The following is a 21,623-nucleotide window of genomic DNA, read 5'->3' as shown; positions in this document are numbered from 1 at the left end:
GTCGAGAATAAGCGCCGGGCAAGCCAGCGCAAGCGCCGTTCCTTCCAGAGAGGGAGCTATTTTCAGCACCGCTTCGGAACGGGAAGGTAACGGAATGGATCCTTGGGTCTGCGCCGCGTCGCTTCGCTCCTCGCTGCGCCCTAGGATGACGAAGGGGTGGTTGGGGGCGCCCTTTACGCACGCCGCTTCGCGGCTGCTCCGCCCTTCGAAAGAAACGAATGCCGGGGCGAAAGTGCCCGGCCTCCGCTTCGCTCCAGCCACCCTCTCCCCGTTGGGGAGAGGAGGGCGCTTACCCGGCGAGGCCTGCTAGAATGGACTCGTTTCGCGACAAGATCGTTCCGGTGACCTCGATCCTCCTGGGCGTCGTCGTCGTCTGGTACGTTATGGCTGTCATCCTCAACACGCCGTTCCAGCGCGATCTCGACCGCCGCGCCAATCAGACACCGGGTATTGTGGAATTCATCGGCAAGACGCTGGCGCAGCCGAAGCCGACGCTGCCGGCGCCGCATCAGGTGGCAGTGAATTTTTTCGAAAACACCTTTCTGCGCAGCATCACCTCGAACCGCAGCCTTGTCTACAATGCCTGGGTGACGCTGTCGTCGACGCTGCTCGGCTTTGCCTTCGGCACGGCGCTCGGCATCGTCATCGCCGTCGGCATCGTGCATGTGGCGACGCTCGACCGCAGCCTGATGCCGTGGATCATCGCGTCGCAGACCATTCCGATCCTGGCGGTGGCACCGATGATCATCGTTGTGCTGGCGGCTGTCGGCATCACCGGGCTGATCCCGAAGGCACTGATCTCGACCTATCTGTCCTTCTTCCCGGTGGCGGTCGGCATGGTGAAGGGGCTTCGCTCGCCCGAGCTTACCCATCTCGACCTGATGCACACCTATAATGCCAGTCCTTCGCAGACCTTCTGGAAATTGCGGGTGCCGGCCTCGGTGCCGTTCCTGTTCACCTCGATGAAGGTGGCGGTGGCCGCCAGCCTGGTCGGCGCCATCGTCGGCGAGCTGCCGACCGGCGCCGTCGCCGGCATCGGCGCCAAACTGCTCGCCGGTGCCTATTACAGCCAGACCATCGACATCTGGTCGGCGCTGGTTGCCGGGTCGGTGGTCGCGGCGCTGCTGGTTATGCTGGTCGGCATTGCCGGGCGCCTTGTCGACCGCGCCATGGGCGGGAGGCCGGCATGAGCTCGCTCCTGAGCCTTTCCTCAATCACGCCTCGATCCTGGCAGGGGTATGCCGCGCTTGTCCTGTTTGTCGGCGCGCTGCTTGTTTTGCCGCTCGTCAGTGCTACGCCCGGTTACGGCATGGCGACTACGCTTTCGATTTTCATTCTGCTGCTCGTGGCAATCGAGGCCGACAACTTTCCACCGATGATCGGGGTGATGTTGCTGTTCCTTGGCGCGCATGGCGCGGCGTGGATGCTGCTCGCCGGCATAACCGGCAATGAGGGCAGCGCTCGCGCATCCTTCTATCTGCTGCTCGCCGCCGCGTGGTTTTTGGCCTGGCGCTGCGTCACGGTCTTGTCGTCGTTTCGCCCGATATCGCGCTGGGCGTCAACCGCCCTGCGCCTGATCATTCCGGCCATCTTCGGCGCCTGGATCCTGATCATCTGGGAAGCGGTGACGCGTGGTGCCGGCATTCCCTTCATCCTGCTGCCGCCGCCAAGCGCCATCGGTGCCCGCATCGTCGGCTCGCTGCCGGTGCTGGGGGCCGATGTCAGGCAGACCATCTTCAAGGCGGTCATCTTCGGCTATGTGGTGGGGAGCAGCGCCGGCTTCCTCGTTGCCATCGCCGCCGACCGCGTGCCGTTCCTGCGGCGCGGGCTTTTGCCGATCGGCAATATGGTATCGGCGCTGCCGATCATCGGCGTCGCGCCGATCATGGTCATGTGGTTCGGCTTCGACTGGCAGTCGAAGGCAGCGGTGGTCATCATCATGACCTTCTTCCCGATGCTGGTGAACACCGTCGCCGGGCTTGCCGCCTCCGGCCATATGGAGCGCGACCTGATGCGCACCTATGCCTCGAGCTATTGGCAGACGCTGTTCAAGCTGCGGCTGCCGGCGGCCGCGCCCTTCATCTTCAATGCGTTGAAGATCAATTCGACGCTGGCGCTGATCGGCGCCATCGTCGCCGAGTTCTTCGGCACCCCGGTGGTCGGCATGGGGTTCCGCATTTCGACGGAAGTCGGCCGGATGAACATCGACATGGTGTGGGCCGAAATCGCAGTTGCAGCACTTGCGGGTTCGGTCTTTTATGGCGTGGTCGCTTTTTTCGAGAGAGCAATCACGTTTTGGCATCCCTCTGTCCGTGGTGGATAGGGGCGGTGGGTTTAGGGCGCTAACTTCAGAGGGTAAAAACATGAAAAGACTAGTTGTTTCGATGCTGGCCGGCGCGATGTCGCTTGCCGCGTTCCAGGCGATGGCCGCGGACAAGGTGACGCTGCAGCTGAAATGGGTCACGCAGGCCCAGTTTGCCGGCTATTATGTCGCCAAGGACAAGGGCTTCTATGAGGCCGAAGGCCTCGACGTCGAGATCAAGCCCGGCGGTCCTGATATTGCGCCGGAGCAGGTCATCGCCGGCGGCGGTGCCGACGTTATCGTCGACTGGATGGGCGGCGCGCTGGCTGCCCGCGAAAAGGGCGTGCCGCTGGTCAACATCGCCCAGCCGTTCAAGAAAGCCGGTATGGAGCTGGTCTGCCCGAAGGACGGGCCGGTCAAGACAGAAGCCGACTTCAAGGGCCACACGCTCGGCGTCTGGTTCTTCGGCAACGAGTATCCGTTCTATGCCTGGATGAACAAGCTTGGCCTCAAGACCGATGGCGGGCCGGACGGCGTCACCGTGCTCAAGCAGAGCTTTGACGTGCAGCCGCTGATCCAGAAGCAGGCGGATTGCATTTCGGTGATGACCTATAACGAGTACTGGCAGCTCATCGACGCCGGCTACAAGCCGGAAGAGCTGACCGTCTTCAACTATTCCGCCATGGGCAACGATCTGCTCGAAGACGGGCTCTATGCCCTGGAGGACAAGCTCAAGGATCCGGCCTTCGAGGACAAGATGGTGCGTTTCGTGCGCGCTTCGATGAAGGGTTGGAAATACGCCGTCGACAATTCCGACGAAGCGGCCGGCATCGTCATGGACAATGGCGGCCAGGACGAGAATCACCAGAAACGCATGATGGGCGAAGTCGCCAAGCTGATCGACAATGCCGATGGCAAGCTCGATCCGGCGACCTACGAGCGCACCGCCAAGGCGCTGCTCGACCAGAAGATCATCAGCAAGGAGCCTACCGGCGCCTACACGACGGCGATCACCGACAAGGCGATCAAATAGGGCTGTCAAACTGGCTTGTAGCGGAAAAGGGGCGGGCGACCGCCCCTTTTTAGTGGGATGTAAAATGAACGTTACCGGCGGAAACATCCGCTCGCAAAATCGTTGTGCCGGTGCATCCGCCTCAAGGGTGTCACAACGGAGGTTTCCATGCGCATCCAGTCCTTCACGCCGATGCTTTCGGCGCTGGCCATTTCTGCAGCCATCTTCTCTGCTTCACCGGCCCTGGCCGAAACCATAAAGATGACTGCGACGCTCGATGGTGCTCAGCAGAGCCCGCCCGTCACAACGAAGGGCAAGGGCACCGCCACGCTCAGGTTCAACACCACAACCAAGAAACTCAGCTGGACAGTGAGATATTCCGGCCTCAGCGGGCCGGCGAAGGCCGCACACATTCACGGCCCGGCGGCAAAGGGCGAAAACGCCGACCCGGTGATACCGTTCGAAGGCAAGCTGAGGAGCCCGATCAAGGGCTCGGCGACGTTGACCGATGCCCAGGCGACCGATTTGGAGGCGGGCAAGTACTACGTCAACATCCACACCGCGGCCCACGCGGATGGCGAGATCCGCGGGCAGATCGAAAAGGCGCCATCGACGATGTAGCGCAGCGATCATAGCGCTGTATCAACCTGTTGAAGTTTGGGAAGGGAATTCGACCTATCCCTTTGGCGCTTAGGCCCTGTCCCGTATCTGGGTCATGGTCCGCGTCGGCGTGATTGCCTCGGGATCGAGCCTGATCTCGACGATCGACGGTTTGCCGCTCGCGCGGGCGCGTTCGAAGGCCGGCGCGAAGTCGGCGGTCTTCTCGACTGTTTCGCCATGACCGCCATAGGCACGCGCGAGCGCCGCGAAGTCGGGATTCTTCAGATCCGTGGCGACGACACGGCCGGGATATTCGCGCTCCTGGTGCATCCGGATCGTGCCGTAGATGCCGTTGTTGACGACGATGACGATGATCGGCAGTGCGTATTGCACGGCGGTGGCGAATTCCTGGCCGTTCATCAGGAAACAACCGTCACCGGCAAAGGCGATCACGTCGCGATCCGGATAGAGCTGCTTGGCGGCGACCGCCGCCGGCGTGCCGTAGCCCATCGAGCCGGATGTGGGTGCTGCCTGCGTGCCGAAACGCCGGAAGCGATGGTAACGATGCACCCAGGTGGCGTAGTTGCCGGCACCGTTGGTGAGGATGGCGTCGTCCGGCAGTATCGTTTCGAGATAATTCATGATCGGCCCCATCTGGACGGCGCCGGGGCCGCTCTCCGGAGGCGTTGACCAGTCGAGATAGGCGGAATGCAGCTTCGCTGCCTCAGCCGCCCACACCGGCGTTGCAGCCGGCTTGCTCCGGGCAAAGGCTTCGACGAAAGCGGCAGGCGAGGCATTGATCGCCAGCGCCGGCCGGTAGACGCGACCGAGCTCGCCGGCGTCGGCATGGACATGGACCAGCGTCTGGTCGGGGTAGGGGCTCTTCAGCAGCGTGTAGTCGGATGACGGCATCTCGCCCATACGGCCGCCGATGAGCAGCACAAGGTCGGCCTGCTTGATGGCGGTTGCTACCTTGGGGTTGATGCCGATGCCGACATCGCCGGCATAGTTCGGGTGGAGATGGTCGAACAGCATCTGGCGGCGGAAGGAGCAGCCGACCGGCAGCGACCAGGCTTCGGCTATCGTCCGCATCTGGGCAACAGCCTGCGCATCCCAGCGCGTGCCGCCAAGGATGACGAAGGGCCGCTTTGCCTTGTTGAGCAACACTTCCAGCGCGTCGAGCTCGACTTCGCCGGGCCGCGTCTCGACAGGGGTGTAATGCCGGGCTTGCGGTGCCTCGGCGAGGCTGGTCAGCATGTCCTCGGGCAGCGAGATGACGACCGGGCCGGGCCGGCCGGAGGTCGCCACCGAAAAGGCCCGCGTGACGAATTCAGGGATGCGTGCGGCGTCGTCGATCTCGACCACCCATTTGGCGATATCGCCGAAGAACCTGACGTAGTCGACTTCCTGGAAGGCCTCGCGCCCCTTGGCGTGGCTGGCGACCTGGCCGATGAACAGGATGAGGGGGACTGAATCCTGCATTGCGATGTGGATGCCGGCCGAAGCATTGGTGGCGCCTGGGCCGCGGGTGACGAAGCAGATGCCGGGCTTGCCGGTCAGGCGGCCGTGGCAGTCGGCCATCATCGCGGCACCGCCCTCCTGGCGGCAGACGATGGTGCGGATCGGCGAGTCGTGCAGCGCGTCGAGCACCGCCAGATAGGATTCGCCGGGCACGCAATAGATACGGTCCGTTCCGTTGGCTTCGAGCGCATCGACGATGAGTTGTCCGCCGGTCTTCATTTTCCTGACCTCTCCAGTTCGGCAAGGATTTCTTCGGTGTGTTCGCCGAGACGCGGTGACGGACGTTCATAGACCAGCGGCGTGCCGGACATGACCATCGGCGCCCGCACCGAGGGCAAGACATTGCCATGGCCGTCATCGAGGTCGAGCCGCATGCCGCGCGCGATAGTCTGCGGGTCGGCAAACATCTGGCCTATGTTGTTGATCGGGCTGGCCGGCACCCCGGCGGCTTCGAGCCTGGCCAGCAGCGGATCGCGATCGAAGGCCTTCAGCGCCTCTATCATGTGCTCGCGCAGCTTTGCCCGGTTGGCGACGCGGGCGGGATTGGTGGCGAAGTCAGGGTTCGACGCCAGCTCGTCGAGGCCGACGGCAGCGCAGAACTTTGCGAACTGGCCGTCATTGCCGACCGCCAGGATGATGTGGCCATTTTTCACCGGCACCACTTCGTAGGGCGCGATGTTCATATGCGCATTGCCCATCTGCACCGGCGATTGTCCGGAGACGAGATAGTTGAGGTTCTGGTTGCCGAGCGTCGAGATCTGGGTGTCGTAGAGCGCCATGTCGATATGCTGGCCTTCGCCGGTCTTCTCGGCATGGCGAAGCGCCGCCTGGATGGCGATGACCGAATAAAGCCCGGTGAAAACATCCGATATAGCGACGCCCGCCTTTTGCGGTTCGCGCCCGGCTTCGCCGGTGATCGACATCATGCCGGCCATGCCCTGGATGATGAAATCATAGCCGGCGCGCGGCGCGTACGGCCCCGACTGGCCAAAACCGGTGATCGAGCAATAGATCAGCCGTGGGTTGATTTTCCTCAGGCTGTCATAATCGAGGCCGTATTTCTTCAGTCCGCCGACCTTGAAGTTTTCGATCAGCACATCCGATGTCGCGACCAGCCGGCGCACCGTCTCGGCACCCTCGGGCGTCGAGAAGTCAATAGCGATGGAGCGCTTGCCGCGGTTGCAGGAATGGTAATAAGCGGCTGAAAGGTTCTCGCCGTCATGGCCGATGACGAAGGGCGGTCCCCATTTGCGGGTGTCGTCGCCGCCGTCCGGGCTCTCGACCTTGATCACGTCGGCGCCGAGGTCGGCAAGCAGCTGTCCGGCCCATGGCCCGGCGAGGATGCGTGCGAGTTCGATGACGCGGATGCCTTTGAGCGGCGGCTCAGTCATGGATCACCATGGTTGGTCGAAAGCGCAGCCTCTATCAATCCCGCGCGCCGCTGTCACGGCCCTTGCAATGGGCCAGTATCACTGTGGCCTCAGCACGCGGTCGGCCCAGGCGGCAAAATCCTCCATGATGATGTCTCGGTTGATCTCGTTCAGGCTTTCATGGCGGGTTTTGGCGTAAACCTTTGAAACGAGATTCGAAAAACCCATCATGTGCATCCGGCCGGCCAGATGGCTGACCGCCTTGCCGCCGTCCGAGGCCGGATCCTCCTCGCCTCCGACCAGATTGACGAACAGGTCGCGCCGCACGCCGGAAAAATTGCGGTCGCTGCCGCAATGCAGCGTCATCTTGACGATGTCCTGCCACATCGACACCGATGCGTCCCAGCCGCAGAGCGGGTCGGCGATGTATTTCTCGACTTCGGCGGCATCGCGCGACAGCCAGTCGAATGGCGTCCGGCGATCGGGCACTGCCTTGCCCCAGGCCCGGAACGTCAGCCGGGGCAGCATGCGCGACGGCACGTCTGAGCCAAGCCGGAACCTTTCCCAGGCAAGCATGCCCAGCGCGATTTGGCCGAGCAGTCCGGCCGAGAAATTGCCGTTCCAGATCGCGGCGGCATGGATGCGTGGCGAGTGGCGGAGGACATAGTTCAGCGCGACCGACGCGCCCAAGGAGTGGCCGAAGACGATGACCGGCAGGCCAGGTTGTTCCCTGGCGATGAGATCATGGACGGCGGCGACATCGGCGATGACCTTGGCACCGCCATCCGCATCGGCGAACCTGCCCGGTGGCGCATCGGGCGCCTTGGTGGCGCCGTGGCCACGGTGGTCGTGCGCGTAGACCTGGTAGCCGCGCTCGCCGAGGAAATCGGCGAAGCGGGCATAGCGCGCCGCGTGCTCGGCCAGCCCGTGATTGATCTGGACAATGGCGTGCGGTTGGCCGCTGGCGTGTTTCACATAAAGGTTGAGCTCGGCGCCCGTCGGCGATGCCAGCATCCTCTGCTTGTCAAATGGCATGTCTCGCTCCCGTCGGCGACTGTTGGGCGACGCAGCGATCGACGTCAAGGGACGTAGGTGCCCATTCGACGTAATTGACAGCATGCTGTCAATGTGATTGCATGACAGCATACTGTCAAATGGTCAGCGGCAGATTGGCGGTATGACTGTGAAAACCACCGGGGCCATTTCGCGGCGTGCAATCTTGCTGGCGGGCTTCGCCTTCACGACGGCCACCCTGTTGTCAGGGATTGCTGCTTTCAGTCAGGAAACCAGGGAGATGACCATGATGACGTCCACTGTTCCAGGCCCGCAAGGCCAGCTTGCCACTTACAGGATCAAGGCCGGCAATGGCCTGCCGATCATGTTCCTGCATGGAGATTGCAGCCGCGCTTCCCACTGGGACCGCGTGATGCAGCTCTCCGTCGAAGGCCGCGAGGCGGTAGCCTTCGATTTTCGCGGTCATGGCGCCTCCGCGCCGGCGCAGGACGGTGACTACGGTTATGACGGTCGTGCAATGGATGTCGGTGCCGTGGCCGACGCGTTTGGCCTGAAGCGGTTTCTCATTGTCGCGCACAGCGGCGGCGGTGGCGTGGCGCTCGCTTATGCCGCCAGCCATGCCGACCGGGTCGCCGGTGTCTTGCTCGTCGACCCGGCGACCGATCCTCGTGCGCTGCCGCAGGCGATTCGTGACGGCTTTGTCCGCGATCTGGCCGGTCCGCAAGGCCGTGATGTCCTGAACGCCTATTACACGTCGATTGCCGGCCCTAACGCGGCTGTTCGCCAGCGTGTTCTGGCCGATGCGGCAGTGGTCGATCCGGCGGCGAGGGCAGGTGTCGGCAAGGCGCTGGCCGAATGGAACCCGGAGCCGGCACTCGATGCGTATCGCGGGCCTATGTTCGTTTTGGCTACCGAGGCCAGTGACACTCCAGCCGCGCTCCACCGGCTGCGCACGGACATTCCGCGCCAGATCGTGGCGGGCAGCGGCCATTGGGTGATGCTTGACAAGCCCGAGGTCGTAGCCGAAGCCGTTAATAATTTCGTCGCGACCATCGAGGCCGGCCAGAAATGACGACCAGGACCGAAGCGGCAAATGTGCTCACCGAACTGGTGCTTGCCGTGTTCAGGATGAACGGCAGTCTTCTGGACGCGGCCGACCGGCTGGCCGCTCCAACCGGGCTGACGGCAGCGCGCTGGCAGGTTTTGGGTGCAGTTTTGAAGGAGCCGAAATCTGTGGCCGACATCGCCCGCGACATGGGTCTCGCCCGTCAGAGTGTACAGCGGCTGGCCGACATACTGGCTGCGGAGGGGCTTGCCGTCTACGCCGACAACCCGGCGCATCGCCGCGCCAAGCTGTTGTCGATAACCGATGCCGGCCGGGCAGCGGTCAAGAATATCGGCACACGCCAGCATGTTTGGGCGAACCGCATTTCGGAGGGTATGGACGCCGACGCGCTGAAAGCCTCGCTTGATCTGCTGCGCACCCTGACGGAACGGGTGGAGGCGGGCGGATCCTGATCGACCACGCGGGAGCCTCTCAATGCGCTGGCGATTGTTTTTACGGCCGGCGAAAGAAATCGTAATTCTGACATGTCGCAAGTTTCTAGCTTGCGGCGTGAATCACGAGGAGTGCCGGAATGCGGATTTGGGCGATATGGGGGACGGTGTTTCTTGCGTTTGCTGGCGCAAGCGCGGCGCGGGCCGATGTGAAGATGACCGGCTCTTTCGTCGCCGATGCCGCCTGTCCGGCAACGCAGGCGATCAAGAGCGCCAAGAATCCCGGCAATGTCTCGACCGCGGCTGGTCAGAGTTATGATCTGCTGGCCGGCAACAAGGACGCGCCCACGCACTATCTCATTCGCGTGCCGGGCGCCGATCCGGAGCGCCGCTGGGTCAAGATCAGCTGCGGTCATGTTTCGGGCGACAGCGCGTCGACGATGCCGGCTGCACCGGCGCCTGCCGAGCCGAACAAGCCATCGGCGTCCGGAAAGCCGGAATATGTCTTCGCGCTGAGCTGGCAGCCGGCTTTCTGCGAGACCAAATCCAGCAAGACCGAATGCCGGGCGCAGACCGCCGCCGGTTTCGATGCGACCCACTTCACCTTGCATGGATTGTGGCCGCAGCCGAACGGAAATTTCTATTGCCAGGGCGCGGCAAGCGACAAGGCGAACGACGATCCGGCACACTGGCGGGATTTGCCGCCGGTCACCCTCGACCCGAAAACGCGATCGGAACTCGACCAGGTGATGCCCGGCACCGCGTCCGCACTCGAAAGGCACGAGTGGATCAAGCACGGCACCTGCTACGGCAAGAGCCAGCAGGAGTATTTCTCCGACGCCTTGAACCTGATGCGCGCGGTGAACGCTTCGCCGGTGCGCGATCTCTTCATCAAGAACATCGGCAAGCAACTGACATCCGATCAGATCCGCAGCACCTTCGACGTTACCTTCGGCAAAGGCGCGGGCGACCGGGTCCGCGTTTCCTGCGTGGTCGATCCCTCGAACGGCAGGCGGCTGATCGGCGAGCTGACGCTCGGCCTGACCGGCCCGATCGCTTCCAACGCTTCGCTCGGTGCCCTGCTGCTTGCCTCGGCGCCTACAGCCAAGGCCGGCTGCCCGAAGGGCGCGGTCGATGCCGTCGGGTTCCAGTAAACAGGCCGTACGCGACTGTCGCTTTGCACCGGGGATGGTATGATCCCGGGGGGTATCATTCGCAGGGGGTGGCGATGAGTGGCGTGACGAGCGGCGCGCTGGCGCGGTTGGCGTTCTGGGCCAAGGGCATGACGGCGACCCGCGACGGCCATATGGAGTGGCCGGGCTTTTCCTACACCGAAGTGGAGTGGGCGCGCATGGCCACGCTCGCCAAACCCGTCGACGGCGGCACGTACCAATTGTTCACGCTGGTCAACGCGGCGATCTTCATCGCCATCGCCGCGTTCGGGATATTCTGTATCTTCTTGCCGCTGGCGGCGCTGCTGTTCCCGCTACCGGCCGAAACCAATGCGCTCAAGTTTTCGCTGCTCCTGGCGGCATGCGCCTTGCTGATCATCGGCATCGGCCTGCCTATCTCGCTGCGTCTTTCGACCGCGCTGGTGGCGCCGAAGGCAATGCGGGCCGCACTTGTCGCCGTGCCCGGCGATCAGGCGCTTGCGGCAAAAGTGTCATGGCAGATCAACCGGATCACGCTCGTGCTCTGCGGCCTGCTGGTACCGGGCATTCTTCTGTTCATTGCCTACGACATCGAAGCCGGCCCGATTATTACCGCGTTGAAAAGCTGGCGATCGCGCTGATGGCGGTTTCGGTTGCGATCGGCGCATGGCAGCGGCGCAAACAACCCTGATTGAGCCAATCGCAGGCCAGGGTAGCGTTACGCGCCGGCGCTGCGCTCCGGCCTGGTCCATGTGTTGCGCCCGTCTGCTTCGTTGCCGCCCGGTTCGCCGACAACGCGATCGCGTCCCGTGGATTTGGCCTTGTAGAGACGCTGGTCGGCCAGCGCGAAGAGATCGGCAAGGCAACGGGTCGTCTCGCTGACCGTCGAGATGCCGGCGCTGACGGTAATGTCGAACCGGCTGGTGCTCGCGGACGTCTTGACCGCTTGCCTGACGGTCTCGCCCAGCAGTCTGGCGAGCGGCTGCGGACGCCAGCCGAGGATGGCGAATTCCTCGCCGCCGATCCTGAACAATTGATCGTCGGTCCCGACAAGTTCGCCAAGCAAAATTGCCAGGGCTTTCAGCACCCTGTCGCCCTCGGCGTGGCCGAAGCGGTCGTTGATCGATTTGAAGTGGTCGACATCGATGATCAGCAGGCTGAGCGGCCTGGCGGTCCGCAGGCTGGTGGCCACGGCGGCCTCGCCGTCGCTGTCGAAGCGCCCCCTGTGGAGCAGGCCGGTGAGGCCGTCGCGACCGACATGCTCGACCAGCGCCTCATAGCGCTCGCGATAGGTCAGCGTGTCGAAAATGTCGGAAAGCCCGCGCGGCGCCGGCACCTGCCGCGCCTCGAACCACCTGATATAGGCGACCAGCATGGTGCTGTAGACCAAGGCCGCTGCCATCTTGGCGAACCAGCCGCCGAAAAACACGGCGACCGGCGCACCGGTGACGAAATGCAGCGCCGTGAAAAAACCTGCCTGGTCGAAGGTGAGCACGCACGCAACGGAGACCAGGATGCGGGTGAAAAGCGCCTTGCGCAGATATTTGCCGAGCTTTTCATAGAGCAGGATGATCAGGATGGCGTCGACGAACAGCAGCGTCGTGCCCCACACCATCAGCCAGCCCATCTCGTCGATGAAGCCGATGTCGGGAAGCTTGCCGTCGGGCAGCGGTGCGATGTCGTGCAGGCGCAGGATCAGCACGAGCCCGTTCATCAGGCCATTGCCGAGCAGCAGGCCGTAGATCGGCTGGCGGACGGTCGCCGCGTCCTCCTTGATGTAGAGCAACAGAAGCATGACCAGCTTGCCGGAAAACAGCACAGCCGAGCCCGGCGATACCATGCCGAACGGCAGCGCGACGTAGAAGACGCTGGCGAGATAGGTTTCCAGGAAATGCATGACGCCAAGGGCGCAAACAAAGACGCCGAGGCCGATGCGGCCCCTGAACCGGAAAAGCGTGACCATGATGCCGAAATAGAGAACCGCTTCGGCAAAAAGCAGGAAACTGTTCAACACGGCCCGATCTCTCTCCCCGAAATCGCGGCTGCCAGCGATGTCCTATCCAACATTGTTTGACGCGGAATGGTTAACCGGAGCTTTCGCCTGGGTGCCGGCACGAAATGAAGCGGCTAAGCGTTTGTGGGTGCGACCAAATCCGCTTGGGGCCAAAACTGTTTGCCGTTCGGGGCCGCATCGCTTACATAGCCCCCAACTTCCATTCAATCCGACATCAGTCGACTTTTCAGGGAAAGCGCGCGTGGCACGCCAGTTCATCTATCACATGGCCGGCCTCAACAAGGCCTACGGCACCAAGAAGGTGCTCGAGAACATCCATCTGTCCTTCTACCCGGACGCCAAGATCGGCATCCTCGGCCCCAACGGCGCCGGCAAGTCGACGATCCTCAAGATCATGGCCGGCATCGACAAGGAGTGGAGCGGCGAGGCCTGGCTGGCCGAGGGTGCTACCGTCGGTTACCTGGCGCAGGAGCCGGCGCTCGATCCGAACAAGAACGTGTTCGAAAACGTCATGGAAGGCGTCGCGGCCAAGACCGCCATCATCGAGCGCTACAACGAATTGATGATGAACTATTCCGACGAGACGGCGGACGAGTCGGCCAAGCTGCAGGACGAGATGGACCGGCTCAACCTCTGGGATCTCGAACAGCAGGTCGAGATGGCGATGGAAGCGCTCGGCTGTCCGCCCAAGGAGGCCGATGTCACCAAGCTGTCGGGCGGCGAGCGCCGCCGTGTCGCGCTCTGCCAGCTCTTGCTGCGCCAGCCCGATTTGCTGCTGCTCGACGAGCCGACCAACCATCTCGACGCCGAGACGACGGCGTGGCTGGAAAAGCATCTGCGTGCCTATCCAGGCGCGGTGATGATCATCACCCACGACCGCTACTTCCTCGACAATGTCACCGGCTGGATCCTCGAGCTCGATCGCGGCCGCGGTATCCCGTACGAAGGCAACTACACCAAATATCTCGAAGCCAAGGCCAAGCGGCTCAAGCAGGAAGGCCGCGAGGACGATGCCCGCCAGCGGGCGATCGGCCGCGAGCGCGAGTGGATACAGTCCAGCCCGAAAGCCCGGCAGACCAAGTCGAAGGCCCGTATCCAGGCCTTCCAGGATCTGCTGGATGCAGCCGACAAGCGGCGTCCGAGCGACACGCAGATCGTCATTCCGCATGGCGAGCGGCTCGGCAATGTAGTGATCGAGGTCGAGGGCCTGTCGAAGGGCTTTGGCGACACGCTTTTGATCGAAGACCTCGAATTCAAGCTGCCGCCGGGCGGCATCGTCGGCGTCATCGGCCCGAACGGCGCCGGCAAGACGACGCTGTTCCGCATGATCACCGGCCAGGAAAAGCCGGACGCCGGCACCATTCGCGTCGGCGAGACGGTCAAGCTCGGTTATGTCGACCAGAGCCGCGACGCGCTCGACCCGACCAAGACCGTCTGGGAAGAAATCTCGGGCGGCGCCGAAGTGGTCAAGCTCGGCAAGTTCGAGGCCAACACGCGCGCCTATTGTGCGTCGTTCAACTTTCGCGGCGGCGATCAGCAGCAGAAGGTGGGCAACCTGTCCGGCGGCCAGCGCAACCGCGTGCATCTGGCCAAGATGCTGAAGACCGGCGGCAATGTGCTGCTGCTCGACGAACCGACCAACGATCTCGATACCGAAACGCTGGCCGCACTCGAAGACGCGCTAGAAAACTTCGCCGGCTGCGCCGTCATCATCTCGCACGACCGCATGTTCCTCGACCGCCTGGCAACGCACATCCTCGCCTTCGAGGGCGACAGCCATGTCGAATGGTTCGAAGGCAATTTCGAGGATTACGAGCAGGACAAGATCCGTAGACTCGGGCCGGAAGCCGTCAACCCGCACCGCATGACGTATAAGCGGCTGACAAGATAGTCCGTGCGCCTCGTTTAGAATTCTCTGTCGAGTGTCTCTATGAAGTCCTCGGCGAGTTTGGCTGAAGAGAACCGCGCAACTTCCCGGTAGTCGGGGTGGTGTTCTGCCGTCGGTGGCGAGTTAAGGACTATAAACGCGTCGTTCTCTTGAACCACAATGTTGGTCAGATCGACGCTATCGATGGCTGTCGCATTGCGCGCTTGGCAATATGGACACTCGTCGTCACAGGCGCAGGACCAATCAGTAGCCCAATACCTGTGACATTTATAACATCTGTAGTTGTTGAGATACCAAGCCATTGTTAGACCTGACCAAAAACGATCTGACGTAGATCACCTGCGTTATCGCGCTACCTGATATCGACCACGGGACAGGAACCTAAGATATCCCTTGTCGCGAAGAAACTGAAGTTGTTGACGGATTTTAGGTCTAATATTCTGGTTGTTCGGGTAAAGGAGAGCCAACTGTGGCTCAAATGCGTAGGCCTGGTCGATGTCAAATTCGTCTGTGCCGATCGACTCGATACATCGCATGACCTCAACGAGCCATCCCCTGGTGTCATGGGGCGCATCGCGTAGGAACACAGTTCGCTTCCAAGCTGCCAAAACCTCTTCTTTCGAGGTGATCACACCGTTTCTGACAAGGTGGATTCTTCCCGCTTCAGGGACCCGGCTAAGAAGGATATTCGAACCAATCCAGCCGGCGCGGCGTGCTGCTTGGGAGAGCGGCGTCCTGCGTTCTACGATTGCTGGCGTGAAAAAATGTTTTGGGATAACGCAGACGGACTCCACCAGTCGCTGGTTAAAATCGTATTTGAGTAGAAAAAAGTTGGGGTTCGTTGACGAATTCAGCCGCTCGATTTTTCTGCTATACGCACCATTGGCGAGTTTTCTGCCGAACGGTTTCTTTGCGCTTTTTAGTTCGTATTGATCATCGCACTTATCGCAGTAAAAATCGGCACAGGGAGATTTGCCGGAAACTGCGTCAGGCGCGAATTCCCGCAGTTGGGGCAGTACAGCCATTCTGACGCCCACCGCTCCGTCCAGATTCTCGCGCTTTGCGAACCGCTGTCGTATGCTGCTTGAGTCTCTTGGAATCCCATTTTCATGGTCAAAGGGTCTACGCAATATGCGTGAACGTCAATCAACGCATGGCGGCGAGTCGTTATGACGGCACAGAAAGATTCACGGGGCGGAAAGTTAACTTTCAAAACAGGAAAAGACTGGTCCGCCGCCCTCTACCTGAAATTCGAGGATGAGCGCACGCGGCCCGCGCGCGATCTCGTTGTGCAGGTGCCGGTGCCAGAACCGCGCCGGGTGGTCGATATTGGCTGCGGACCGGGCAATTCGACCGAATTGCTGGTCGCGCGCTGGCCGCAGGCGCAAATCAGCGGCTTCGATACCTCGCCCGACATGATCGAGAAGGCCAAAGTGCGTCTGCCCGGCGTCAGCTTTGCGCTGGCGGATGCGGCGGCGTGGCAGCCGACCGAACCCGTCGACGTGATCTTTGCCAATGCGGTGTTTCAATGGCTGCCGGAGCATCCGGCAGTCTTCCAGCGGCTGATGGGATTTTTGGCGCCCGGCGGCGCGCTTGCCGTGCAGATGCCGGACAACATGGCTGAGCCCTCGCACCGGCTGATGCGCGAGACCGCGGCCGAGATGCCGTTCACCGAAAAGCTCGAGCGCGCGGCTCGCGCGCCGCTGCTGCCGGTCTCGTTCTATTACGACCTTCTGTCGCCGTTCTCGGATCGGCTCGATATCTGGCACACGATTTACAACCATCCGCTGGCCGATGCCGAGGCGATCGTCGAATGGGTGAAGTCGACGGGGCTGAAGCCGTTCCTCGATCCGCTCGACGAAGACGAGCGGCAGCTTTTCCTGAAGCGCTACGCGGCCAGGATCAGCGAAGCCTATCCGAAAACGGCAAGCGGCAAGGTGTTGCTGCGCTTTCCCCGTCTCTTCATCGTGGCGCGGCGCGCTGCTTAGGAACTTTTAGACCCTTTCCAGGGACTTGATTTAAGCCGGCATAAACTGGCTAGGTGCAAAAGAGGTTGCGCCGAGCTTTTTGCGGCGCCGACATGAAGCCGCAACGCCTGCGCACGGGACGAACTGAAAATGCATCGCGTCATCATCAGCGGCATCGGCGTTGAAATCCCCGAGGCTTCGATCACCAATGAGGAACTCGTCGCCAGCTTCAACAGCTGGGTGGACATGGAGAACGTCCGCCGCGAGGTGTCCGGCGAGCCGCTGCTGCAGAAATCGGACAGTGCCTTCATCGTCCATGCCTCGGGCGTCCAGACCCGCCATGTCATCGAACGGGAGGGCATCCTCGACCCGACCCGCATGGCGCCGCGCTTCCCGGCGCGGCCCGACGATGCGCTGTCGCTGGAGGCCGAATTCGGCATCGCCTCGGCCAGCAAGGCGCTCGATCATGCCGGGCTGAAGCCAGGGGATATCGACCTGGTGATCTGCTCGGCCTCGCACCATCAGCGGCCCTATCCGGCGATCGCCATCGAGATGCAGCAGGCACTGGGTACGAAAGGCGCCGGTTTCGATATGGGGCTTGGCTGCTCGTCGGCGGCGGCCGCGTTGCACATCGCCGTCAACCTGGTGCGGGCAGGGGCGCACAAACGCGTGCTGGTGTCGACGCCGGAGATCATCACCGGCCATCTCAATTTTCGCGACCGGCAGACGCATTTCATCTTTGGCGACGCTTCCGTGTCGATGGTCGTCGAAGGGCTCGCCCAGGGCGAGAAGCGGCCGGGCCGATTCGAGGTGCTGGATACGCGTACCTGGACGCAGATGTCGAACAGCATCCGCACCAATCTCGGTTATTATACCCGCGCCACCCAGGACGATCCGTACATGATCGATCTGGAAGGCAATCTGATCAAGCAGATCGGCAACAAGGTGTTCAAGGAAGTCACCGTTGCCGGCCACAAATTCATCGTCGAGTTTCTGGCCGAGCACGGGCTGACGCCGCAAGCGATCCGGCGTTTCTGGCTGCATCAGGCCAATGCGCGGATGAACGCCATGATCCTGAAACTATCTTTCGGTCATGAGGTCGACCATGACCGCGCGCCGATGGTGCTGGAGCGCCTCGGCAACACCGCCGCCGCCGGCGCCATCATCGCCCTGTCGGAGAACCATGCCGACATGAAGGCCGGCGACTACGGCCTGCTCTGCGCGTTCGGCGCCGGCTACTCGATCGGCGGCGCGCTGTTGCGCATGCTCTGACTATTTCGGCACGGACGGCACCGGCATCGGAGCGCGCCTGGCAAATCGCATCAGTCCGCTTGATCGGAGCATCAGCGCTTTCGACTGGACCTGATGAGCTGACCGCGGCTAATTGCGCGTATCACGCGAGGCACGAACCCATGCTGGATCTTTTTCCCGAAGCCGAAACTCCGGTCGAGATCGTGGCCGCGCGAAAACTCGCCGCCAGGGTGGCAGCGCTTTACCTCGCACCGTTCGATCATTTCGAGACACGGGCAGTGGACATGTTGCAGCTCGGCTTCGACGGCATCGACGGCGATTTCCACGCCGGCACGACGCGGCGATCCGGCGGGCGGGAACCCTGGTATCCGCGCGGCACCGAGATGCGCAACGAACGGCAATTGTCGATCGTGGCAGCGGACGAACTGGCAATTGTCGCCGAACGGATGGGCATCGCCGAGATCAAGCCGGAATGGATCGGCGCCAATCTCGTGATCGAAGGCCTGCCGCACCTCTCGATGTTGCCATCCGGCACGCTGCTGTTCTTCAAAGGCGGCGCGACCGTCAAGGTCGACGCGCAGAACGGGCCTTGCCGGATCGCGGGAAGGTCGGTCGCCGAGAATGCCGGGATGGCCGACGTCGAGGCCGGCGCGCTGCTGTTCCCGAAAGCGGCGAAGCGGTTGCGCGGGCTCGTCGCCTGGGTCGAGAAACCCGGCACGATCACTGCCGGCGAGGAGATTTCGGTGCGTGTGCCGGAGCAGTGGATTTACCGGGCCTGATTGTTTGCTAGGCAAGCCGGCAAAGCCAGTCAAAGCCGCGCGCGGCGTATTTTGTTCTTGCTTTGTGCCGGCAGCTATGCTACTAATTTCGGTATGGTGCTAATTGGCTCCAACGATCCGCCCTCCGAGGCGGTTTTTTTGTTTCTGGCTTTGAAAGTTCCGATGTTGCCGGCCTGACGTCGGCAGGACAGAGGGGGGCGCCGTAGAACTCGACGCGTGTGTCTGCCATCGCTCTATTCCTCGTCCTCATCATCGAGCAGACGGGTGGCACGCCAGCGGGTTAGCACGATGTTGGTTTGCTCGATGACGAAGAAGCGCGCGGAATCGCGGTCATATCCTTCGGCCAGCAGCTTTTCGTAGTCGGTATGGGCATGGCGAATATGCGCTATCGTCGCCAGCCACACGGCAATGCTCGGTGGCAAGGTCTTCATGTGCACGGCGCCGGCATCGGCACGGATCTTTTCCATGTCGGCATAGGGCGCCAGCGGCAGGAGCGCTGTCAGTGCCTTGGCGATGGCGCGGCGGCGGCCGGTCGGGGCGCTCACTGCCCGTCCGATCTGGACAACTCGTCCCGCCCGGCCATGGTCGCCGCGGCGAAGGCATCGGTCGAGGCGAAGTAGGGCTTGATGTCGATGACCGGCGTGCCGTCGAGCACGTCGATGGCATCGAGATCGATGCGGCCGGTATCGATATCGACGGCAACCAGCCTGGCGACATGCAGCCCAATTGGGTTCGGCCGGGCAGGGGAGCGCAGCGAAAAGACGCCTTTCGGCTCCATGGCATGGCGGGGTTTCTGGATAATCAGTTGCCGCGGCGCATGGTGCAGCCAGGACAGGACGATCACGTGGCTGGCGCGTTCCAGCCCAAGCAGGCCCTCACGATAAAGCGGGTCGATGACCAAGTGCGCCGGCTGTCCCGTCTCCCGCGCGGCCTTCATGTTTTTGGGGCAAGTCTCCCGCGTGATCCAAGGCGAAGCGATGCGGCCGATGAAGACGACATGGCCATCCGGCGGCATCGTTGCCGGGTCGGTTTCCAGGAGCTTTTCGCCGCTGCGCGTTTCGACCATGGGCCTCGCCTCGATGCATCCGGCTTTGCGCGATCCGCTGCGCATGCGTCATTTTCTTGTCCGGAAGCGACATAGCGCTTGCAAGCCTATCAAAACCGACATAAACATATGTTTATATCTTTTCAAAGAGAATGCTCGCATGCATGTCGCTCTCGACACGATGGTAGATACATTGAAGGCGGCTGCCGAATCCAGCCGGCTGCGTATATTGGCGCTGCTGTCGCGCGGCGATCTGACCGTTTCAGATCTCACCGAAATCCTCGGCCAGTCGCAGCCGCGCGTCTCGCGGCATTTGAAATTGCTGCTGGAGGCAGGGCTGATCGGCCGCTACCAGGAGGGCTCGTGGGCTTTCTTCCGGCTTTCGGATTCCGACACGTCGCGCGATTTTGTGCTCAGGCTGGTCTCCGGCATCCGCGGCGCCGATCCGCAGGTCGAGCGTGATCTCGAACGGCTGGCCGCGGTCAAGCGCAAGCGGCAGGACCGGGCTGCCGAATATTTCTCGGTCAACGCCGCAAGCTGGGACCATATCCGCTCGCTGCATGTGCCGGACCGCGCCGTCGAAGCAGCCCTCATCAAGCTCGTCGGCAAGCGGCCGTTCCAGTCGATGCTCGATCTCGGCACCGGCACCGGACGGCTGCTCGAGATCTTTTCGCCGCTCTATCGGCGCGGTATCGGCATCGACATGTCGCGCGAAATGCTGACGGTGGCGCGCGCCAATCTCGACAAGGCCGGCATTTCGAATGCGCAGGTGCGGCAGGGCGACATTTTCGCGCCGCCGGTCGAACGCGACGCCTTCGATCTCGTTACCATCCATCAGGTGCTGCACTATCTCGACGATCCTGCCCGCGCCATCCGAGAGGCGGCGCGTCTGTTGCGCCCGGCTGGCAGGCTGGTGATCGTCGATTTCGCGCCGCACACGCTGGAGTTCTTGCGCGAGGAGCACGCGCATATGCGCCTCGGCTTTTCCGACCGGCAAATCGCCGACTGGTTTTCCGAGGCCGGCCTCGAGCTCGAGGACAGCCAGGAATTCGAACCGCGCGGTGGCAACGAGGCCAAGCTCACCGTCAAACTCTGGCTCGGCCGCGATCGGCGCATGCTGATTGCCGAGCCTTCCAACGACAGACAACCGGCCAATGCGTATCCGATAGGGGAAACCGCCTGATGAACCAGTTCCGCTTCTCCCGCCGTCCCGACATCGGCGACAAGGTCAGGGTGTCGTTCGAGTTCTTTCCGCCGAAAAACGACGAGATGGAAGCAAGGCTGTGGGACACGGTCACCCGGCTGGAGCCGCTCAAGCCGAAATTCGTCTCGGTCACCTATGGCGCCGGTGGTTCGACCCGCGAGCGCACGGCCCGCACCGTCAAGCGCATCCTCAACGAAACGTCGCTGACGCCGGCGGCGCACATGACCTGCGTCGACGCGGCGCGCCACGAGGTCGATGCGGTGATCCGGGAGTTCGCCGATATGGGCGTCAAGCGTTTCGTCGCCCTGCGCGGCGATCCGGCCGAGGGCGTCGGCGCGGCTTACCGGCCGCATCCGGAAGGCTATGCCAATGGCGCCGAACTGGTCGATGCGCTGAAGGGCGCCGGCGATTTCGACATATCGGTCTCGGCCTATCCGGAAAAACATCCGGAGAGTCCGGATTTCGCCACCGATTTCGACATGCTGAAGCGCAAGGCCGACAATGGGGCGACGCGGGCGATCACCCAGTTCTTCTTCGACAACGATCTCTATGAGCGCTATGTCGAGCGGGCACGGCGGGCCGGCATCTACATACCGATCGTGCCGGGCATATTGCCGGTGCACAATTTCACCCAGGTCGCCAACTTCTCGGCGCGGTGCGGCGCCTTGGTGCCGGCATGGCTGGCCGAGCGTTTCGATGGGCTGCAGAACGATCCGCAAACGCATGCGCTGGTGGCATCTGCCGTGGCCGCCGAGCAGGTGCTGGACCTTGTCGAGCGCGGCGTCGGCGATTTCCACTTCTACACGATGAACCGGGCCGATCTGGTCTTCGCCATCTGCCACATGATCGGCATCAGGTCGCACGAAGTCGAGGCTGCGGGATCCGCCGCGGCGTAAGGCGGCAAGCTCCTTTGAAATGTCAAAGATCGGGGGAATGCAAAGGCCGGGCAAAATGCCCGGCCTTTTCAATGGTTTGTAATATTCGGTGCTGGTCTTCCCCCGCTCAGCG

Annotated in this window: 21 protein-coding genes and 1 pseudogene; 14 read left to right on the top strand and 8 right to left on the bottom strand. The window is 62.5% G+C overall.

What is annotated here, in order from left to right; genetic code table 11:
* Positions 1–311 precede the first annotated feature (311 nt).
* The 4 genes from NKJ13_RS09240 (at position 312) to NKJ13_RS09225 (ending at position 3,935) form a co-directional block, all read left to right on the top strand.
* Positions 312–1,190, top strand: a complete 879-nt coding sequence (locus tag NKJ13_RS09240) for an ABC transporter permease (RefSeq protein WP_254819031.1) — start codon at positions 312–314, stop codon at positions 1,188–1,190.
* Positions 1,187–2,323, top strand: coding sequence for an ABC transporter permease (locus NKJ13_RS09235; RefSeq protein WP_352740440.1), 1,137 nt, complete (start codon positions 1,187–1,189; stop codon positions 2,321–2,323). The genes NKJ13_RS09240 and NKJ13_RS09235 overlap by 4 nt, the downstream gene beginning before the upstream one ends.
* Before the next feature lie 40 nt (positions 2,324–2,363).
* The gene (locus NKJ13_RS09230) at positions 2,364–3,335 is read left to right on the top strand and encodes an ABC transporter substrate-binding protein (RefSeq protein WP_254819029.1); all 972 of its coding nucleotides are present in this window, start codon (positions 2,364–2,366) and stop codon (positions 3,333–3,335) included.
* A gap of 147 nt (positions 3,336–3,482) precedes the next feature.
* Positions 3,483–3,935 (top strand): CHRD domain-containing protein, encoded by a 453-nt coding sequence (locus tag NKJ13_RS09225; protein WP_254819028.1) that lies wholly within the window; start codon positions 3,483–3,485, stop codon positions 3,933–3,935.
* A gap of 69 nt (positions 3,936–4,004) precedes the next feature.
* Here the strand turns inward: NKJ13_RS09225 and NKJ13_RS09220 are convergent, their stop codons facing one another.
* From NKJ13_RS09220 to NKJ13_RS09210, 3 genes are all read right to left on the bottom strand, one after another.
* Complete coding sequence (locus NKJ13_RS09220; RefSeq protein ID WP_352740442.1) at positions 4,005–5,654, bottom strand: thiamine pyrophosphate-binding protein; 1,650 nt, start codon at positions 5,652–5,654, stop codon at positions 4,005–4,007.
* Positions 5,651–6,826, bottom strand: coding sequence for a CaiB/BaiF CoA transferase family protein (locus tag NKJ13_RS09215; RefSeq protein ID WP_352740444.1), 1,176 nt, complete (start codon positions 6,824–6,826; stop codon positions 5,651–5,653). The genes NKJ13_RS09220 and NKJ13_RS09215 overlap by 4 nt, the downstream gene beginning before the upstream one ends.
* Positions 6,827–6,904: 78 nt before the next feature.
* Positions 6,905–7,840 (bottom strand): alpha/beta fold hydrolase, encoded by a 936-nt coding sequence (locus NKJ13_RS09210; RefSeq protein WP_352777675.1) that lies wholly within the window; start codon positions 7,838–7,840, stop codon positions 6,905–6,907.
* Positions 7,841–8,105: 265 nt separating this feature from the next.
* Between NKJ13_RS09210 and NKJ13_RS09205 the strand changes: the two genes are divergently transcribed.
* From NKJ13_RS09205 to NKJ13_RS09190, 4 genes are all read left to right on the top strand, one after another.
* A complete protein-coding gene (locus NKJ13_RS09205; protein ID WP_352505569.1) occupies positions 8,106–8,891 on the top strand; it encodes an alpha/beta fold hydrolase in 786 nt (261 codons plus the stop codon).
* Entirely contained in the window at positions 8,888–9,337 is a 450-nt protein-coding gene (locus NKJ13_RS09200; RefSeq protein ID WP_352505570.1) for a MarR family winged helix-turn-helix transcriptional regulator, read from the top strand. The genes NKJ13_RS09205 and NKJ13_RS09200 overlap by 4 nt, the downstream gene beginning before the upstream one ends.
* 119 nt (positions 9,338–9,456) lie before the next feature.
* Positions 9,457–10,470 (top strand): ribonuclease T2, encoded by a 1,014-nt coding sequence (locus tag NKJ13_RS09195; protein ID WP_352703447.1) that lies wholly within the window; start codon positions 9,457–9,459, stop codon positions 10,468–10,470.
* 74 nt (positions 10,471–10,544) lie between these two features.
* Positions 10,545–11,108 carry a hypothetical protein gene (locus NKJ13_RS09190; RefSeq protein WP_352777673.1) on the top strand — a complete coding sequence of 188 codons (564 nt, stop codon included), beginning with the start codon at positions 10,545–10,547 and terminating at the stop codon, positions 11,106–11,108.
* 77 nt (positions 11,109–11,185) lie between these two features.
* Here NKJ13_RS09190 and NKJ13_RS09185 read toward each other — a convergent pair whose 3' ends face one another.
* A complete protein-coding gene (locus tag NKJ13_RS09185; protein WP_352777672.1) occupies positions 11,186–12,481 on the bottom strand; it encodes a GGDEF domain-containing protein in 1,296 nt (431 codons plus the stop codon).
* Positions 12,482–12,722: 241 nt separating this feature from the next.
* On the opposite strand from NKJ13_RS09185, the gene ettA reads away from it, so the two are divergent.
* Positions 12,723–14,372: an energy-dependent translational throttle protein EttA gene (ettA, locus tag NKJ13_RS09180; protein ID WP_352505574.1), complete on the top strand. Its 1,650-nt coding sequence runs from the start codon at positions 12,723–12,725 to the stop codon at positions 14,370–14,372.
* A 341-nt stretch (positions 14,373–14,713) separates the two neighbouring features.
* On the opposite strand, the gene NKJ13_RS09175 is transcribed toward ettA, so the two are convergent.
* Both NKJ13_RS09175 and NKJ13_RS09170 read right to left on the bottom strand, forming a co-directional pair.
* The gene (locus NKJ13_RS09175) at positions 14,714–14,905 is read right to left on the bottom strand and encodes a hypothetical protein (protein WP_352505668.1); all 192 of its coding nucleotides are present in this window, start codon (positions 14,903–14,905) and stop codon (positions 14,714–14,716) included.
* Positions 14,906–15,001: 96 nt separating this feature from the next.
* Positions 15,002–15,474: pseudogene (locus NKJ13_RS09170) on the bottom strand (DpnI domain-containing protein); the annotation flags it as partial.
* A gap of 64 nt (positions 15,475–15,538) precedes the next feature.
* On the opposite strand from NKJ13_RS09170, the gene tam reads away from it, so the two are divergent.
* The 3 genes from tam (at position 15,539) to NKJ13_RS09155 (ending at position 18,366) form a co-directional block, all read left to right on the top strand.
* Complete coding sequence (tam, locus tag NKJ13_RS09165) at positions 15,539–16,357, top strand: trans-aconitate 2-methyltransferase (RefSeq protein ID WP_352687549.1); 819 nt, start codon at positions 15,539–15,541, stop codon at positions 16,355–16,357.
* Between the two features lie 129 nt (positions 16,358–16,486).
* Positions 16,487–17,608: a beta-ketoacyl-ACP synthase III gene (locus tag NKJ13_RS09160; RefSeq protein WP_352644751.1), complete on the top strand. Its 1,122-nt coding sequence runs from the start codon at positions 16,487–16,489 to the stop codon at positions 17,606–17,608.
* 140 nt (positions 17,609–17,748) lie between these two features.
* Positions 17,749–18,366, top strand: coding sequence for an MOSC domain-containing protein (locus NKJ13_RS09155; RefSeq protein WP_352505577.1), 618 nt, complete (start codon positions 17,749–17,751; stop codon positions 18,364–18,366).
* A gap of 233 nt (positions 18,367–18,599) precedes the next feature.
* Here the strand turns inward: NKJ13_RS09155 and NKJ13_RS09150 are convergent, their stop codons facing one another.
* A complete protein-coding gene (locus NKJ13_RS09150; RefSeq protein WP_254819015.1) occupies positions 18,600–18,911 on the bottom strand; it encodes a DUF2293 domain-containing protein in 312 nt (103 codons plus the stop codon).
* Positions 18,908–19,432, bottom strand: coding sequence for a tRNA (N6-threonylcarbamoyladenosine(37)-N6)-methyltransferase TrmO (gene tsaA / locus NKJ13_RS09145; protein WP_352505578.1), 525 nt, complete (start codon positions 19,430–19,432; stop codon positions 18,908–18,910). The genes NKJ13_RS09150 and tsaA overlap by 4 nt, the downstream gene beginning before the upstream one ends.
* Positions 19,433–19,571: 139 nt before the next feature.
* Between tsaA and NKJ13_RS09140 the strand changes: the two genes are divergently transcribed.
* Positions 19,572–20,594 (top strand): ArsR/SmtB family transcription factor, encoded by a 1,023-nt coding sequence (locus NKJ13_RS09140; protein ID WP_254819013.1) that lies wholly within the window; start codon positions 19,572–19,574, stop codon positions 20,592–20,594.
* Positions 20,594–21,511 carry a methylenetetrahydrofolate reductase [NAD(P)H] gene (metF, locus tag NKJ13_RS09135; protein WP_254819012.1) on the top strand — a complete coding sequence of 306 codons (918 nt, stop codon included), beginning with the start codon at positions 20,594–20,596 and terminating at the stop codon, positions 21,509–21,511. Before NKJ13_RS09140 ends, metF begins: the two co-directional genes overlap by 1 nt.
* The last annotated feature ends 112 nt before the right edge of the window (positions 21,512–21,623 follow it).

The organism is Mesorhizobium sp. M0174 (assembly GCF_040322275.1).
Taxonomy (GTDB): domain Bacteria; phylum Pseudomonadota; class Alphaproteobacteria; order Rhizobiales; family Rhizobiaceae; genus Mesorhizobium.
This window is presented reverse-complemented; position numbering and strand designations above follow the sequence as displayed.

Excerpts from the sequence above, each read along its gene's own strand:
- NKJ13_RS09240 (WP_254819031.1), top strand. The coding sequence starts at position 312 with ATGGACTCGTTTCGCGACAAGATCGTTCCGGTGACCTCGATCCTCCTG.
- NKJ13_RS09235 (WP_352740440.1), top strand. The coding sequence starts at position 1,187 with ATGAGCTCGCTCCTGAGCCTTTCCTCAATCACGCCTCGATCCTGGCAG.
- NKJ13_RS09230 (WP_254819029.1), top strand. The coding sequence starts at position 2,364 with ATGAAAAGACTAGTTGTTTCGATGCTGGCCGGCGCGATGTCGCTTGCC.
- NKJ13_RS09225 (WP_254819028.1), top strand. The coding sequence starts at position 3,483 with ATGCGCATCCAGTCCTTCACGCCGATGCTTTCGGCGCTGGCCATTTCT.
- NKJ13_RS09220 (WP_352740442.1), bottom strand. The coding sequence starts at position 5,654 with ATGAAGACCGGCGGACAACTCATCGTCGATGCGCTCGAAGCCAACGGA.
- NKJ13_RS09215 (WP_352740444.1), bottom strand. The coding sequence starts at position 6,826 with ATGACTGAGCCGCCGCTCAAAGGCATCCGCGTCATCGAACTCGCACGC.
- NKJ13_RS09210 (WP_352777675.1), bottom strand. The coding sequence starts at position 7,840 with ATGCCATTTGACAAGCAGAGGATGCTGGCATCGCCGACGGGCGCCGAG.
- NKJ13_RS09205 (WP_352505569.1), top strand. The coding sequence starts at position 8,106 with ATGATGACGTCCACTGTTCCAGGCCCGCAAGGCCAGCTTGCCACTTAC.
- NKJ13_RS09200 (WP_352505570.1), top strand. The coding sequence starts at position 8,888 with ATGACGACCAGGACCGAAGCGGCAAATGTGCTCACCGAACTGGTGCTT.
- NKJ13_RS09195 (WP_352703447.1), top strand. The coding sequence starts at position 9,457 with ATGCGGATTTGGGCGATATGGGGGACGGTGTTTCTTGCGTTTGCTGGC.
- NKJ13_RS09190 (WP_352777673.1), top strand. The coding sequence starts at position 10,545 with ATGAGTGGCGTGACGAGCGGCGCGCTGGCGCGGTTGGCGTTCTGGGCC.
- NKJ13_RS09175 (WP_352505668.1), bottom strand. The coding sequence starts at position 14,905 with ATGCGATGTATCGAGTCGATCGGCACAGACGAATTTGACATCGACCAG.
- tam (WP_352687549.1), top strand. The coding sequence starts at position 15,539 with ATGACGGCACAGAAAGATTCACGGGGCGGAAAGTTAACTTTCAAAACA.
- NKJ13_RS09160 (WP_352644751.1), top strand. The coding sequence starts at position 16,487 with ATGCATCGCGTCATCATCAGCGGCATCGGCGTTGAAATCCCCGAGGCT.
- NKJ13_RS09155 (WP_352505577.1), top strand. The coding sequence starts at position 17,749 with ATGCTGGATCTTTTTCCCGAAGCCGAAACTCCGGTCGAGATCGTGGCC.
- tsaA (WP_352505578.1), bottom strand. The coding sequence starts at position 19,432 with ATGGTCGAAACGCGCAGCGGCGAAAAGCTCCTGGAAACCGACCCGGCA.
- NKJ13_RS09140 (WP_254819013.1), top strand. The coding sequence starts at position 19,572 with ATGCATGTCGCTCTCGACACGATGGTAGATACATTGAAGGCGGCTGCC.
- metF (WP_254819012.1), top strand. The coding sequence starts at position 20,594 with ATGAACCAGTTCCGCTTCTCCCGCCGTCCCGACATCGGCGACAAGGTC.